We start from the raw sequence: 13,663 nt of genomic DNA on the forward strand, positions 1-13,663 counted from the left end.
TGTCAAAGAGTGTACAAACATTATACTGCCCTTCGTGACAACTTCCAGTGCTTCGTCGGACGCGGGACTCCAGGGGACAGGGGAAGGTGGGGGTGAGGGGGGTTGCGGGGGGCGCGGGCGGCAGCCCCACGCGGTGGTCATCGGCAGTGGATTCGGGGGGCTGGCGGCGGCGGTCAGGCTCGGGGCGCGGGGCTTCCGGGTGACGGTGCTGGACAAGCTCGATGCGCCGGGAGGCAGGGCGTACGTGCACCGGCAGGATGGCTTCGTCTTCGACGCGGGGCCGACGGTGATCACGGCGCCGTTCCTGTTCGAGGAGCTGTGGAGCCTGTGCGGTCGAAAGATGTCGGACGACATCGATCTCCGGCCGGTGACCCCGTTCTACCGCATTCGCTTCCACGACGGCGCGGTGTTCGATTACACGGGCGACGCTGCGGCCATGCGCGAGGAGATCAGGCGATTCTCTCCGGACGACGTGGTGGGCTACGAGCAGTTCGTGAAGAGGAGCGAGGAGATCTTCCGGGTGGGGTTCGAGCGGCTCGCGCACGTGCCCTTCGGCACGGTGATGGATATGGCGCGCATCGTGCCGGATATGGTGCGGCTGGAGAGCTACCGCACGGTCTACGGGCTGGTCGCGAAGTACGTGAAGGACGACCGGCTGCGGCAGGTGCTCAGCTTTCATCCGCTGCTGGTGGGCGGCAATCCGTTCTCGACCACGTCCATTTACACGCTGATCGCGTTCCTGGAGCGGCAATGGGGGGTGCATTTTCCCATCGGGGGGACGGGGGCGCTGGTGAAAGGGCTGGTGTCCTTGATCGAGGGGCTGGGGGGGGCGGTGCGCTGCAATGCCGAGGTGCGCCGGATCTTGGTGGAGCAGGGGAGGGCCCGGGGGGTGGTGCTGGCCTCGGGGGAGCGCCTCCCGGCAGACGTGGTGGTCTCGAACGCGGATTCGGCGTGGACCTACCGGCACCTGGTCGCCCCCGAGCACCGGCGGAGCTGGACGGATAGCCGGGTGGAGAGGCAGCGGTACTCCATGAGCCTTTTCGTGTGGTACTTCGGCACGAAGCGTCCGTACCCGGACATCAAGCACCACACGATCATGCTGGGGCCGCGCTACAAGGGGCTGCTCGACGACATCTTCGAGCGGCACGTGCTCGCCGACGACTTCAGCCTGTACCTGCACCGGCCGACGGCGACGGACCCTTCGCTCGCGCCGCCGGGGTGCGATGGGTTCTACGTGCTGTCGCCAGTGCCGAACCTGCTGAGCGGGACGGACTGGCCGGCGCGCCAGGAGGCGTACCGGGCATCCATCGAGCGGCTGCTGGAGGCCACGGTGATGCCGGGGCTGGGGGAGGCGATCGTGACGTCGCGGCTGCTCACGCCGCAGGACTTCCAGGACCGGTTGCTGTCGTTCCGGGGGGCAGCCTTCGGGGTGGAGCCGGTGCTGGGGCAGAGCGCCTACTTCCGGCCGCACAATGCGAGCGAGGACGTGAAGCACCTCTACCTGGTCGGGGCAGGCACGCATCCCGGGGCAGGGATGCCGGGGGTGCTGTCTTCTGCCAGGGTGCTGGATACAGTGGTGCCGGATGCCTCGACGTTCGCCTGAGGGGGCCGGCGCTGATCGCGCTGGCAAGAGCGACAAGGGTGGCGCGTCGGGCGATGCCGCGGCCGACGTCGCGGCGTGCAAGGAGCTGCTCCGGCGCGGGTCGAAGAGCTTCGCGGCGGCGTCGCTGCTGCTGCCGGAGCGGGTGCGCGATCCGGTGGCGGTGGTGTACGCGTTCTGCCGCGTGGCCGACGACGAGGTGGACGAGGGGATCGGCGGGCTCGGGGCGGTGAGGGCGCTGGAGCGGCGGCTCGATCGGGCATGCGCCGGGACGCCGGAGGAGGGGCCGGTGGACCGGGCGCTCGCGCGGGTGATGGCGGAGCGCGCGCTGCCGCGGGTGTTCCTGGAGGCGCTGCTGGAGGGGCTCCAGTGGGACGCGGAAGGGCGGCGGTACGCGACGTTGTCGGCGCTGAATGCCTACGCGGCGCGGGTGGCGGGGGCGGTGGGCGCGGTGATGGCGGTGCTGATGGACACGCGGTCGGAGGAGGCGCTGGCGCGCGCGTGCGATCTGGGGGTCGCCATGCAGCTCACCAACGTGGCGCGCGACGTGGGCGAGGATGCGCGGCGAGGGCGCCTGTACCTGCCCGAGGCGTGGCTGCGCGAGGAGGGGATGGATCCGGATGCATGGCTCGCGCGGCCGCTCTTCGACGCACGGGTGGGGCGGGTGGTGGCGCGGCTGCTCGGGGCCGCGGAGGCGCTGTACCGCCGCGCGGACGCGGGGATCGCGATGCTGCCGCGCGACTGCCGGCCGGCGATCCGGGCGGCGAGCTTGATCTACGCGGACATCGGGCGGGTGGTGGTGGCGCGGCGCCTCGACTCGGTGACGGGCAGGGCGGTGACGTCGAAGGGGCGGAAGGCGTGGCTGCTGATGCAGGCGCTGGCGTCGCCGACGCCGGAGGTGAGGGGCGGGGGCGATGCGCCGCCGCTCGCGGAGACGCGCTTTCTGGTGGAGGCACGATGACGGGCGCGATCGGACGCGAGGAAGCGCGGCGGAGGGTGCGCGAGGCGGGGGGCGACGCGCTGCTGGAGCGGCTGGAGCACCTGGACGCGACGCGGGCCGGGCGGCTGTCAGGAAAGCAAGGCGCGCAGGGCGGCGCGGCGCGGCCGCCGGACGGGAAGGCGAGGCCGGATTTCGATGTGGTGATCGCGGGGGGCGGGCTGTCGCTGCTCCTCGCGCCGCTGCTCGCGGATCGGGGGCTGCGGGTGGCGGTGCTGGACCGGGCGCGCGTGGGCGGTGCACACCGGGAATGGAACGCCGGGGTGGCGGAGGTGCAGGCGCTGTCGTCGTGCGGGCTGTTCTCGGCCGAGGAGGTGGAGCGGTTCGTCGTGGCGCGCTACCGGGAGGGGTTCTGCCGGTGGCACAGGGGCGGGACGTACCCGGTGCGGGGCGTGCTGGACCACGCGATCGACGCGCGGGCGCTGCTGGAGGGGGCGCGGGCGCGGGCCGAGGCGGGTGGGGTGACGCTGCTCGACGGGCACACGCTCTCGGGGCACGCGGAGGGGCGGGAGGCAGTGGCGCTGGCCGTGGAGGAGGGAGGCGCGCGGCGGACGCTGGTGACGCGGCTCCTGGTCGATGCGCGAGGGTCGACGAGCCCGCACGCGACGGCGGACCTGATCTGTCCGACGGTGGGCGGGGTGATGGTGGGGATCGAGGAGGGAGAGGGGCCGCTGCAGATCCAGCCGGACGTGGGGGAGATCCTGGTGTCGACCGAGGGGCTCGTGGGCGGGTTCCAGCACCTGTGGGAGGCGTTCCCGGGGAGGCCCGGGGAGACGACGGTCTACCTGTTCTACTACGCGCCGTCGGAGGACGTGGGGCCAGGGGCGCTGGTCTCGCTGTACGCGCGGTTCTTCGCGCAGTTCGGGCAGTACAAGGCGGGAGAGGCGCGGCTCCTGCGGCCGACGTTCGGGTACATTCCGGGGTGGTCGCGGCTGACGCCGGCGCCGCGGGCAGGAGGGCGACGGGTGCGGCTCGTGGGAGACGCGGCGGCGCGGCACTCGCCGCTGACGTTCTGCGGGTTCGGGTCGACGGTGCGGGGGCTTTCGCGGACGGCGGAGGGGCTGGGACGCGCGGTGGAGGATCCGGAGGTGCGCGAGGTGGCGTGCGATGCGCCGGTACACGCAGGGGCCGGCGCGCTGGCAGCGCTGATGGCGCGGCCGCCACGGAGGATGGGCACGGAGGGGATGAACGCGCTGCTCGACACGGCGTTCGCGGTGCTGCACGCGGGGGGGAACGAGTTCTATGCGTCGCTGCTCCGAGACGAGATGAGCGCGGCGGATTTCGTGGGGTTCCTGCGGAAGACGGCGGCGCTCAGGCCGAGTGTGTACCGGGAGGCGCTGGGCGCGCTGGGTGCAGGGGGGATCGGGCGGTGGGGGACGGGCCTGCTGCGGGAGTACGTGAGGGCGGGGTGAGTGGGCGGGGAAGATGCGCGGGGAGGCGGGCCACCACCCAGGGGCCGAGGAAGAGGCCATGCGGTGCGGCGTTGGTGCGGTGGTGCACGAGGTGGGCGTCGCGGACGCGGGCGAGGTAGGGGATGCGGGCGAGCCATGCGACCGGGAGTCGCCGATGCACCAGGCCATCATGGACGAGCACATAGGCCACGCCGAAGAGGGTCATGCCGATGCCCACGCCAAAGGCGATCTCCCGGGTCACGCCAGGCACGGCCAGGCAGCCGTGGAGGATGAGGGCCATGGCGAGGGGGGCGTGGAGCACGGAGAGGGCGTCGTTGCGCTCCCAGGCGCCCTTGCGTCGTCGGTGGTGCGAGCCGTGCACGGACCAGAGGGGGCCGTGCCAGAGGCGGCCGTGAAGGAGTGCGGCCCAGAGTTCCATGGCCACGGCGGTGAGGAGGGCGGTGCCGATCCAGAGGGCAGTCGCGGTGGTGCTCGTCACGGGGGAACCTCCAGGGGTGGGCCGCGCCGCGCGCGGGGAGGGGGGCGATGATCCCGGCGCGGAAGGGGCGCTGGTTCAATGCGTGGTTCGCGGGGCACGCGCGGGGGCGCATCCACGGCGCCTTCAGCGAGGTGTGGGTGCGGGGGGTGGAGGAGACGCGGGCGCTCGTGGCGGAGGCGCCGCTCCTGCTCGTCGCGAACCACACGTCGTGGTGGGATCCGCTGCTGATCCTGCACCTGTCGCAGCACACGCTGGAGGTGGACGGGCACGCCATGATGGACGCGAAGAACCTCCGGCGGCTGCCGTTCTTCGCCAAGGTCGGGGCGTTCGGGGTCGATCTGGAGAGCGCGGCGGATGGCGCGGCGGCGATCAAGTACGCGGCGAAGCTGCTCGATCGGCCAGGGCGCGCGGTGTGGGTCTTTCCGCAGGGGAGGGAGCGGCCCGCGGGGCAGCGGCCGCTGGGCTTCAAGGCTGGCTCCGCGGAGATCGCGCGTGTGGCGCGGCGGGCGCGGGTGGTGCCGGTGGGCATTCGCTACGAGATGGGGGGCGAGGAGCGGCCCCGGCTCTACGTGTCGTTCGGGGCGCCGCTCACGGCCATGCGGGAGCCGCGGGAAGCGCGGCAGGTGCAGGAAGAGGCGGTGCAGGCGGAGCTGGATCGGATCCACGAGGCGCTCTGCGCGGCGGCGGAGGTGGCGGAGGTTGGCGGAGGGCCAGGGCTCGCGGAGTTCGCGCGCCTCCACCGGGCGAAGGTGTCGCCGCTGGGGCCGCTGCTGGAGGCGTGGCTCGCGCACCTGACCCGTCCCCCCCGCGCGTCTAGGCCTCGGCTTCCCGGAGGAGGCCGCGGCGATCCACGGTGAGGACCGCGCTGCGCCACACCACCTTGCGGCTGACGAGCGCGCGGGTGAAGGCGGCGAGCAGGAGGAGGTCGGCGAGGAGGGCGTCGGCGATGGCGGTGCGCAACGAGGTGGGGCGCCCCGCGGCGCGCGCGGCGGCGAAGGCGGTGAGCAGGCGCGCGCCGAGGGCCAGCGCGATGGCGGCGAGGGCAGGCCAGGAGACCGTCGCGGTGGTCGCTGGTGCGGTGGCGGTGGCGGACGCCGTGAGCAGCGCGAGGAGGACGATGAGCGGCGTCGCGGCGAAGAGGGCGGGGTAGCTGGCGAGGAGGAGGGGGCGCTGGGCGCGGATGACGGTGAGCCAGCGGGCGTAGCGGGAGACGATGGCGGGGATGGAGCGGTGAGAGGCGAGGGAAGGGGCGACGAGGGGGGCGACGCGGATGGCGCTGCCTTGCGCGCGAAGGCGGCGGCCGAGCTCCATGTCCTCGCCGAGGTGCGCGGTGAGGGCGTCGAAGCCGCCGATGCGGTGGAGGGCGTCGGCGCGCAGGGCGCAGAGCTTGCCCACGAGGGAGCCGGGGTCGAGGCCGGCGAGGAGGGGGAAGGCGTGGAGTGAGCCGCCGAGGAGCGCGGCCGAGGCGCGGTCGGCGAGGGTGTGGGGTGGGGCGAACTCCGCGGGGGGAGCCCAGGCGGCGGCGGCGGGGTGCGGTCCGGAGAGTGGGGCGAGCAGGGTGTCGAGGTCGAGGCCCGCGAGGTCGACGTCGCTGTCCGCGATGAGCAGGACATCGAAGGGCTGGCGCTCGGCGGCGACGACAGCCGCGATCTGGGCAGCCTTCCGGTTGGGGGCGAAGGCGCGAGGGGTGGCAGTGCCCTGCGCGGTGTTGACGAGGCAGGAGGGGATCCCGGCGCTGATGAGGGCCTGGACGGCAGCGCGGGCAGCGGGGGCTGCTTCGTCGTCGTCGCTCTCCACCGCGAAGGTGCAGCGCAGCGTGGCGGAGGTGCGGGCCTCGCAGAGGGAGCGCAGGGCTCGGTCCAGGTGGGGCTCATGGCCGGCGCAGGGGCGCACGAGCAGCACCTGCAAGGCGGAGACGGGCGTCGGCTGGGCGGCGTCGGGGCGCGGGGGGCATGCCTCGGAGGGCCGCTGGAAGGCGCGGCGTGCGGCTTCCAGCGACACGCAGGCGACCACCGTGGCCCAGGCGAGCGGGAGCCAGCCGACGAGGTGCCCCAGGTCCGTCACCTGGTCCTCCGCATGCGGAACGGGATGAGGAGCCGCACCCAGGGTTGCGCGAAGCGTTCGAGGGAGAGCTGCTCGTGGACGACGATGCCCTGCTGCCCTCCGAGGCTGGCCTCGGCGAGGGAGCGTGCGTAGAAGGGCGTGTCCTCCAGGGTGCGCACGAGGCGCGGGGCAGTGCCGGGATCGACGGCCAGCGTCCTGGAGAGACCCCAGCCTGTCCTGCCGAAGGGGCGGGTGGAGCGTGCGGAGATCTCGCGGCTCTCTCCCTGGGTATCGAAGGCGCGCGCGACGAGCATGTGCGAGCCGTCGCGGCGCGTGACGCCGTAGGAGACGGAGACCTCGGCGCGCTCGGTGCTCCGGGTGCGGCCGCTGCCATCGTGGGTGCCGGGCGCGGCGCGGGCCCAGTTCCAGCCGGTGAAGCCAGCCTCCAGGGGCTCCTCCCCCGCGTTGGAGTCCAGATAGGCGCTGCCCGAGAAGCGGAGCTGGGGATGCGAGAGCGTGACCTCCGCGCGGGCGATGGGGGCAATCGGGGCCCAGGTGTGGCGCCCCGCGGCGTCGAGGTGGATCGGGGCAGGGGGCGCGCTGCGCAGCATGAGGCGCACCTGCCCGCGGAGCCGGTTCTGCAGGAGCGAGGGGAAGTGTGAGGTCGTCTCGTCGAAGGACACCAGGAGATCGCCGTCGCGCCACTCCATGACGCTCGGGCCGATGACGAGCGCATCGGGGCCTCGCTCGATCGTGTGTTTGCGCCGCTCGGTGAGGGCCCACTGGGAACGCCCGGGCCCGTAGAGGGCCACGTTCATCGCGCAGTGGTCGAGCGGCTCGCCCGCGTCACGGCCCCGGGCGGCGACGTAGTAGGGCGAGAACACGCTGCCGAGCAAGGCGATGATGGTGACGGCGTGACGGCCGTCGTCGCTCACGACATCCAGGTACCACCAGGCATAGCCGTTGCGAGCGATCGGGAGGTCAAACCCAGGTCCTCGAGCACGCTCGTCGCGGCGAGCCTCCCGCTCAGGGTGGCCATCGGGACCCCCGCCCCCGGGTGCACGCCCCCACCCGCCAGGTACAGGCTGCGGATCTTCGTCCGGGAGCCCGCCCTGGCAAGGGGGGAGCTCCACCCGTGCGACGCCGGGCCGTAGAGCGCTCCCCCCGTCCCGGGGAAGAGGCGATCGAAATCGCTGGGTGTCGTGGTGATCGACCCGTTCGAGCGCTCGAGCGATAGCCCCAGTCGCCGCAGGTGATTGAACGTGCGCGTTTCGCATTCCCGGATCTCCTGAGGTGAGAGGGGGCGCTTGTCGCCCGTGGCCGGAGCATTGATGAGGCACAGGAACCGCTCTCGGCCGGCCTCCGCGCCGTCCGTGACAGGGGGTGCCGAGGCGTCATCGAGAGAAGCGCCGCGGTCCTGGGCGCAGACGTAGACCGTCGGCTCCTCGGGGAGGCGGGCCTGGTCGAACAGCTCGTGGAACTCTCGGGGGTAATCCGAGGAGAAGAACACATTGTGATGGAGCAGCGGGAAGCCACGTGCCGTCCCGCTCAGCGCCCAGGTGATCGCCGAGAGCGAACGAGGCTCGCTGGAGTCGGGCACTTTTTTCGCTGCGGTGGATCCCAGCATCCCTCGTGCCAGCGCGCCCACGTCGCCATTGAAGATCACTGCACCTGCCGGGAGGTGCTCTCCGTCGGCGAGGCGCACGCCGCGGACCTGCCCGCCGCGCACGTCGAGTTCGGCCACATGGGCACCGCAACGGATGGTCGCTCCCTTGCGCACCGCGGCCGCCGCCACCGCCTCGGCGACGCGGAACATGCCACCTTCCACCAGCCAGACACCCTCTCGCTCCACGTGGGCGATCACGTTGAGCGTCGCGGGAGCCGCGAAGGGCGAGGAGCCGCAGTAGGTGGCGTACCGGCCGAAGAGCTGGAGCAGCCGCGGATCGTGGAAGAAATCGCCCAGCGCCTTCCAGAGGGACCGGTAACCGTCGATGCGCATGATGCCGCCGAGGCCGAGGCTCCCCGCGGCGCTGAGGAGGGTGCGCATGGTGGGTCGCTCCGCCTTGAGAAAGGGGCCGTCCACGGTACGAAAAATCTCCTGGGTATGGGCGCAGAACCGGCGGTAGCCGTCTGCCTCGCGGGGGCCGCTCAGCGACTTGATGGCCTCGATGGTGCGCTCCATCTCGGCGAAGAGGTCGAGCCGAGCGCCGTCCGGCCATGCATGCCGGGCGAGGACCTCGGCGCGCCGGAGCCGCAGGTGGTCGTCGAGCCGCATGCCGCAGGCGGTGAAGAGTTCCTCGAACACCCAGCGCATCGTCAGGACGGTCGGCCCTCCATCAATCAGGTACTCGCCTACCCGGATCTCACGCATTTTCCCGCCGACATGCGCGGCCCGTTCGAGGACGATCACCTCCAGCCCCTGCGTGGCCAGCAGCGCGGCTGCGGCGAGCCCTCCCGCCCCGGCACCGACCACGAGGATGCGCTCTCGATCGTTCCCCACGCTGTTCAACCTAGCGGAGCCAGCAAGCTGTGTCCAATGTTTGTAGTAGTTTGGATAAAGGATTGACAGTCCATTCTCCGTCACCCCAGAATTGGAACATGGACCCTGCCGACAGGATCGAGCGCGCATTGCGCGCGGCGGTGGCCCCTCTTTCTTCGCCCGATTCGCCGCCCACGCTCATTGCAGCCGTCCAGCACGCCATTTTCCCGGGAGGGAGTCGCGTCCGTCCGAGGCTATGCCTGGCGGTTGCCTCGGCGTGTGGAGACGCGGCTCCTGCGCTCTCCGAGGCGACAGCCGTCGCCATCGAGCTGATCCACTGCGCCTCCCTCGTGCACGACGACCTGCCCTGCTTCGATGATGCGCCGGTGCGCCGGGGGCTGCCGTCGGTGCACGCCGCATTCGGGCAGCCGCTGGCGGTGCTCGCCGGGGATCAGCTCATCGCCCTGAGCTTCGAGGTGCTGGCGCAGGCCGCCCTGGTGGATGCGCTGCCTGCGCCCCAGCATGCGGTCAGGGCAGTGCGGCTCACCCAGGTGGTGGGCCGCGCCGTCGGCGTTCCGCATGGAATCATCGGGGGTCAAGGTTGGGAGTCGGAGTCGTGCATTCCGGCGGCAGTCTATCGGCGGGCCAAGACAGGGGCGCTGTTCGAGGCAGCAGCCGTCGGGGGAGCCGTGGCGGCCGGTCAGGATGGCGGGGCATGGCGGACCTTCGGACAGCGGATCGGGGAGGCCTATCAGCTCGCCGACGACCTCCTCGATGTGAGCGGTGATCCCGAGGAGATCGGCAAGCCTGTCGGTCGTGACGAGGCGCTGGGCCGTCCGAACGTGGCCGTCCAGCTCGGGGTCCACGGCACCCGGCGCCTCCTGCGGGAGCTGGTCCACGAAGCGATCGAGGCCATGCCGTCATGCTACCACGCCGACGAGCTGCGCGCCTGGGTGCGCGAGCTTTCCGAGAAGCTCTCCATCGCCCGCCGACCTCCGTCTCGACTTCACGCCGGGGCCGACACGGCCTGAAGGTGCCCTGCTGCGCAGCGCGACACCGCTCGGGTGGAGCAGCGCTCGACCCAGAGGTCACTCGGCCAGGTGCAACGACACGGGCACGGTGAGCCGCGGCTTCGGGAGCGCCGGAAGGGAGAGCACGAAGGTGCTGCCGCGCCCGTCCTCGGTGACGGGGCTCCGCACGGAGATGCTCCCGCTGTGGCTCTCGGCGATGTGCTTGACCAGGGCCAGGCCGATCCCGCTCCCCCGAGCCCGATGCTCGGCGACGCGGCGCCCCCGTACGAAGCGCTCGAAGATCTGCCCCTGCTCCTCGGGATCGACCCCCGGTCCCCGGTCGCTCACCCGCACCTCGATCATGCCCTTGGTGGCCCGCGCGACCGTGACGTCCACCCGCCCTCCCTCGCGGGCGTACTTCGTCGCGTTGTCGAGCAGGTTCATGACCGACAGCTCCAGCGCGCCCGCGTCGATGAGGGCGTCGAGGGGACCGGTGGCGATGTCGAGGTGCACCTCCATGCCCTCGCGCTCGGCGCGGTAGCGGTAGAGGTCCACCGCGCGCGCCACCACCGCGCCCACGTCTCCTTCGGCGAACTGGTAGGCCGCTTTGCCTCGCTCCACCTTGGCAAAATCGAGCACGTTCTCGATGAGCGCGGTGAGACGCTCGCTCTCGCCCACGATGATCTGGAGGTACTGACGGCGCTTCTCGTCGCTCGGCACGCGGCCGCCGAGCAGGAGATCGCCGAACATGCGGATGAGCGACAGGGGTGTCTTCAGCTCGTGCGAGACATTGGCGACGAAGTCGCTCTTCAGGGCCGCGAGGCGGCGCTCCTTGACGGAGGCGAGCACCACGATGGCAAGCCCCGCGAGGGCGACCATGCCCGCAAGGCCGACCATGCCGATCTCGATGAGGCGCTGGCGCTCCACCTTCTGGCCGAGCTCCTCGGCGGTGGTGAGGGCGAGCTGCAAGCGCCAGTTGTAGAGCGTGGTCGGGAAGGGGCGGCCGACCGTGAACTCTCCCTCCTTGATGGGAGGGCCGAAGACGATCCTTCCGCTCTCGTCGATCACGTTCATGCGGCTGTTGCCGCGGTCGACGTCGCGGTAGAGGCGCGGGAGCACCTCGTGGACGAGCCGGGGGACGTCGTGCCAGGCGACGATCAGGTAGCGGCGGCCCTCACGCGTCCGTTGCCAGTAGCTGAGCAGGAGGCTCTGCTGGTCGACCACGTGGTGGAGGTGGCGCAGCTCCTCGACGGGGCCATCGAAGTTGAGCTGGGGCAGGAGGCGCGTGACGAGGAGCCGGCGAATCTGATCGTCCTCGCGGCCAGGGGCGCTGCGGGAGATGAAGGAGAGGACGTCGCGGTCGGGGCTGTCCAGATCGAGGACCAGGATCGCGCGCACGGTCGGGGTCTCGCGCGCGGCGGTGGGGAGCCAGCGCCTGGTGATGAGCCCCAGGTTGGCGACGTCGACGTGGGCCGCGACGACGTTGTCCTGCGCGATGATCAGCTTGTCGAGCCTGTCGACGCGCTCGTCGCCGAGGGTGAGGGTGGCATCGAAGACGGTCTGTTGCCGCGCTTTCTCGATCTGGAGTGTGGTGCGCAGCGCGATGCCCCCGAGGACGAGCACCGCGAGCACGATGGCCGGGACCAGCGCGAAGTAGAGCAGCCGCTCCCGCCGGCCGACGTGCTGCTCCGACATCGCTCAGCCGCTGCCTGGCGGGTCGCCGGGCGTCCCTGCCACGCCTCGCCGGATCCGCTCGTCGTCGAGGACGACGCCATTCTCGGCGAGAAATTCCGAGAGCTGCTGGCCGAGGTAGGTGAGCGCGTCAGCTTCCTGTGGCGTGTACGGGCCGCCCTCTGCGGGATCGGCCAGCTCGATGAGCCCGAGGTGCCGTTCGGCCGTCTTCACAGGGACGCAGAGGACGCTCGTGGGCGTGTGTCCGATCTTCTTCCAGCGCTCGTCGAGCACCCGCCCGTCCGTGGCCGCGTCGTCGATCACGAGAGCGTTGCCGGAGGAGAAGAGGGCTGCCTTGGCGAGCGGCGCCGTCACAGGCTGTCGTGCGAGCAGCGCGCTCTTCCCTCCGGACTGCCGTACGATCACGAGTTCCTTCCGGTCATCGTCGACGAAGGAGACGAGCCCCACGGCGCTCGGAATCTTCGCCATGGCAAGCTTGAGCACGTGCTCGGAGCCTTCGAGGGTATCGCCCATGAAGTGCAGGTCGACACACGCATCCGTGAGGGCCGGGCGAAGGTCGGTCAGGCGTCGTGCCGAAGGGGGATTGCTGGCGCGCTGCGGGGCCGCCACGGCTGGGGTCACAGGCGCTGCAGGAGTGAGCGCAGATTTGGGAGCGGCTGCCGGAGCAGACGGTGTGGCGGGAGCAGCAGGGGTGGCCGGTGTGGTGGCCGACGCCACGGAAGCCTTGGACGCGGCTGCTGGAGCTGCTGGCGCGGCGGGGGTGGTCACTGGCTTCGCGGGAGCCGGAGAAGCTTTGAGGCTTGCTGTAGGCGCTGATGGGGTCTTGGCAGAGGCCGAAGAAGGCTTGGAAGCTGCGGGAGCTGCGGGAGCTGCGGGAGCTGCGGGAGCTGCGGGAGCTGCGCGAGCTGCGGGAGCTGCGGGAGTGACGGGAGCTGTGGGAGTGACGGGAGCTGCGGGAGCTGCGCGAGCTGCGGGAGCTGCGGGAGCTGCGGGAGCGACGGGAGCTGCGGGAGCGACGGGAGCGACGTTAGCGACGGGAGCTGCGGGAGCCGCTGGTGTCCCCGGGGCCGACTTGACCGGCGCCGGCGGAGCTTCGGGAACTGCCCTGCTGCTCGTCGGTTGCCCCGCAGTGGCGGCCGGTACGCGCCGGGTCGATGCCTTGCCTTCCCGCAAGGGGCGGGTGAACTCGATCTCCTCGGAGCGCCAGTCCTTCCAGGTGAGTGTCGCCAGGGGCGGGCGCTCGGGTCGCGTCTTGTAGGAGTGATCGAACACGGCCAGACGTATCAGCTTGCCAGGACGGGCCCTCTCCAGCGCCTTTCGAATGCCCACCACCTGCGTGCAAAGGAGCGCCTCGGCATCCTCCTCCGAAGTCCCCGCCGCGACCGAGAAGACGGCCTCGCGGTACGTGAGCGGGAGATCCTTCGTGGGTGGCTCATCCCGCAGGGAGAGAACCTCGAAGCGCGGCGCGCCTGGCTGCAAAGGTGCGTTGCCGTCGATCGTGGTGGAGGGCAGGGGTGCGGGTGGGGTCCCGAGCTTCGTCGTCACCTGCTCGCGTCCTCGCCTGGCAGCTCCGGCTCTGGGCGGGAGCCCGGCGATGACGTCACCCTGGGCCGGGTACTTGATCGGCTCGTCACGGCGAGATGCCGGAGCGCCGCTCCCCTTGCTGTCGGGCGGTGGCGCGCCGTCCGTTTCGCGGCGGAGCACGTACCGCAGGCGCGAGGCCCCGTCCGTCGCGCGGTAGCCATCGTCGAGCACGTCGATCGACATGCTGCTCATGGGCCCCTCCTGCCCGCTGAGCGCCCGCGCCTCCTGCAGCGCTTTCTGCCACTGGTCCGCCTCGATGTGCAGGCGCTTCACCGGTTGCTGTCCCTGACCCAGCGGCGAGATCTCGACGTACCAGCGCATGGAGGCGGCGTCCCGGGATGCGCTGGCGGTCCACGCCGGCGACCGCG

Annotated in this window: 11 protein-coding genes; 5 read left to right on the top strand and 6 right to left on the bottom strand. The window is 71.6% G+C overall.

Annotation, left to right across the window (positions count from 1 at the left end):
• The first annotated feature begins 133 nt into the window (after positions 1-133).
• From CAP_RS24935 to CAP_RS24945, 3 genes are read left to right on the top strand one after another with little or no spacing between them, the layout of a single operon-like run.
• Entirely contained in the window at positions 134-1,603 is a 1,470-nt protein-coding gene (locus CAP_RS24935; protein WP_044245351.1) for a phytoene desaturase, read from the top strand.
• Positions 1,584-2,561 carry a phytoene/squalene synthase family protein gene (locus CAP_RS24940; RefSeq protein ID WP_081865234.1) on the top strand — a complete coding sequence of 326 codons (978 nt, stop codon included), beginning with the start codon at positions 1,584-1,586 and terminating at the stop codon, positions 2,559-2,561. Before CAP_RS24935 ends, CAP_RS24940 begins: the two co-directional genes overlap by 20 nt.
• Positions 2,558-4,009, top strand: a complete 1,452-nt coding sequence (locus tag CAP_RS24945) for a geranylgeranyl reductase family protein (RefSeq protein WP_044245353.1) — start codon at positions 2,558-2,560, stop codon at positions 4,007-4,009. Before CAP_RS24940 ends, CAP_RS24945 begins: the two co-directional genes overlap by 4 nt.
• On the opposite strand, the gene CAP_RS48630 is transcribed toward CAP_RS24945, so the two are convergent.
• On the bottom strand, positions 3,909-4,487 hold the full coding sequence (locus tag CAP_RS48630; RefSeq protein WP_231511677.1) for a sterol desaturase family protein: 579 nt from the start codon (positions 4,485-4,487) through the stop codon (positions 3,909-3,911). The two genes, CAP_RS24945 and CAP_RS48630, sit on opposite strands and share 101 nt — an antisense overlap.
• Positions 4,488-4,534: 47 nt before the next feature.
• Between CAP_RS48630 and CAP_RS24955 the strand changes: the two genes are divergently transcribed.
• Positions 4,535-5,344: a lysophospholipid acyltransferase family protein gene (locus CAP_RS24955; protein ID WP_044245359.1), complete on the top strand. Its 810-nt coding sequence runs from the start codon at positions 4,535-4,537 to the stop codon at positions 5,342-5,344.
• On the opposite strand, the gene CAP_RS24960 is transcribed toward CAP_RS24955, so the two are convergent.
• From CAP_RS24960 to crtD, 3 genes are read right to left on the bottom strand one after another with little or no spacing between them, the layout of a single operon-like run.
• Positions 5,301-6,551 carry a glycosyltransferase gene (locus CAP_RS24960; RefSeq protein WP_044245361.1) on the bottom strand — a complete coding sequence of 417 codons (1,251 nt, stop codon included), beginning with the start codon at positions 6,549-6,551 and terminating at the stop codon, positions 5,301-5,303. The genes CAP_RS24955 and CAP_RS24960 overlap by 44 nt on opposite strands.
• Positions 6,548-7,465 carry a carotenoid 1,2-hydratase family protein gene (locus CAP_RS24965; RefSeq protein WP_044245363.1) on the bottom strand — a complete coding sequence of 306 codons (918 nt, stop codon included), beginning with the start codon at positions 7,463-7,465 and terminating at the stop codon, positions 6,548-6,550. The genes CAP_RS24960 and CAP_RS24965 overlap by 4 nt, the downstream gene beginning before the upstream one ends.
• Positions 7,462-9,030, bottom strand: a complete 1,569-nt coding sequence (crtD, locus tag CAP_RS24970; protein ID WP_044245455.1) for a 1-hydroxycarotenoid 3,4-desaturase CrtD — start codon at positions 9,028-9,030, stop codon at positions 7,462-7,464. Before crtD ends, CAP_RS24965 begins: the two co-directional genes overlap by 4 nt.
• A 98-nt stretch (positions 9,031-9,128) precedes the next feature.
• Here crtD and CAP_RS24975 point away from each other — a divergent pair, with 98 nt between their 5' ends.
• Positions 9,129-10,040 carry a polyprenyl synthetase family protein gene (locus CAP_RS24975; RefSeq protein ID WP_044245366.1) on the top strand — a complete coding sequence of 304 codons (912 nt, stop codon included), beginning with the start codon at positions 9,129-9,131 and terminating at the stop codon, positions 10,038-10,040.
• Positions 10,041-10,097: 57 nt separating this feature from the next.
• Here the strand turns inward: CAP_RS24975 and CAP_RS24980 are convergent, their stop codons facing one another.
• Both CAP_RS24980 and CAP_RS50880 read right to left on the bottom strand, forming a co-directional pair.
• The gene (locus tag CAP_RS24980; RefSeq protein ID WP_044245369.1) at positions 10,098-11,714 is read right to left on the bottom strand and encodes a sensor histidine kinase; all 1,617 of its coding nucleotides are present in this window, start codon (positions 11,712-11,714) and stop codon (positions 10,098-10,100) included.
• A 3-nt stretch (positions 11,715-11,717) separates the two neighbouring features.
• Positions 11,718-13,616: a GAF domain-containing protein gene (locus tag CAP_RS50880; RefSeq protein ID WP_231511678.1), complete on the bottom strand. Its 1,899-nt coding sequence runs from the start codon at positions 13,614-13,616 to the stop codon at positions 11,718-11,720.
• Positions 13,617-13,663: the final 47 nt, after the last annotated feature.

Source organism: Chondromyces apiculatus DSM 436, from assembly GCF_000601485.1.
Classification (GTDB): Bacteria; Myxococcota_A; Polyangia; order Polyangiales; family Polyangiaceae; genus Chondromyces; species Chondromyces apiculatus.

What these genes read in the sequence shown, in the direction of transcription:
- CAP_RS24980 (WP_044245369.1), bottom strand. Translation starts at nt 11,714, where the DNA reads ATGTCGGAGCAGCACGTCGGCCGGCGGGAGCGGCTGCTCTACTTCGCG.
- CAP_RS24945 (WP_044245353.1), top strand. Translation starts at nt 2,558, where the DNA reads ATGACGGGCGCGATCGGACGCGAGGAAGCGCGGCGGAGGGTGCGCGAG.
- CAP_RS24955 (WP_044245359.1), top strand. Translation starts at nt 4,535, where the DNA reads ATGATCCCGGCGCGGAAGGGGCGCTGGTTCAATGCGTGGTTCGCGGGG.
- CAP_RS24940 (WP_081865234.1), top strand. Translation starts at nt 1,584, where the DNA reads ATGCCTCGACGTTCGCCTGAGGGGGCCGGCGCTGATCGCGCTGGCAAG.
- CAP_RS24975 (WP_044245366.1), top strand. Translation starts at nt 9,129, where the DNA reads ATGGACCCTGCCGACAGGATCGAGCGCGCATTGCGCGCGGCGGTGGCC.
- CAP_RS50880 (WP_231511678.1), bottom strand. Translation starts at nt 13,616, where the DNA reads ATGCGCTGGTACGTCGAGATCTCGCCGCTGGGTCAGGGACAGCAACCG.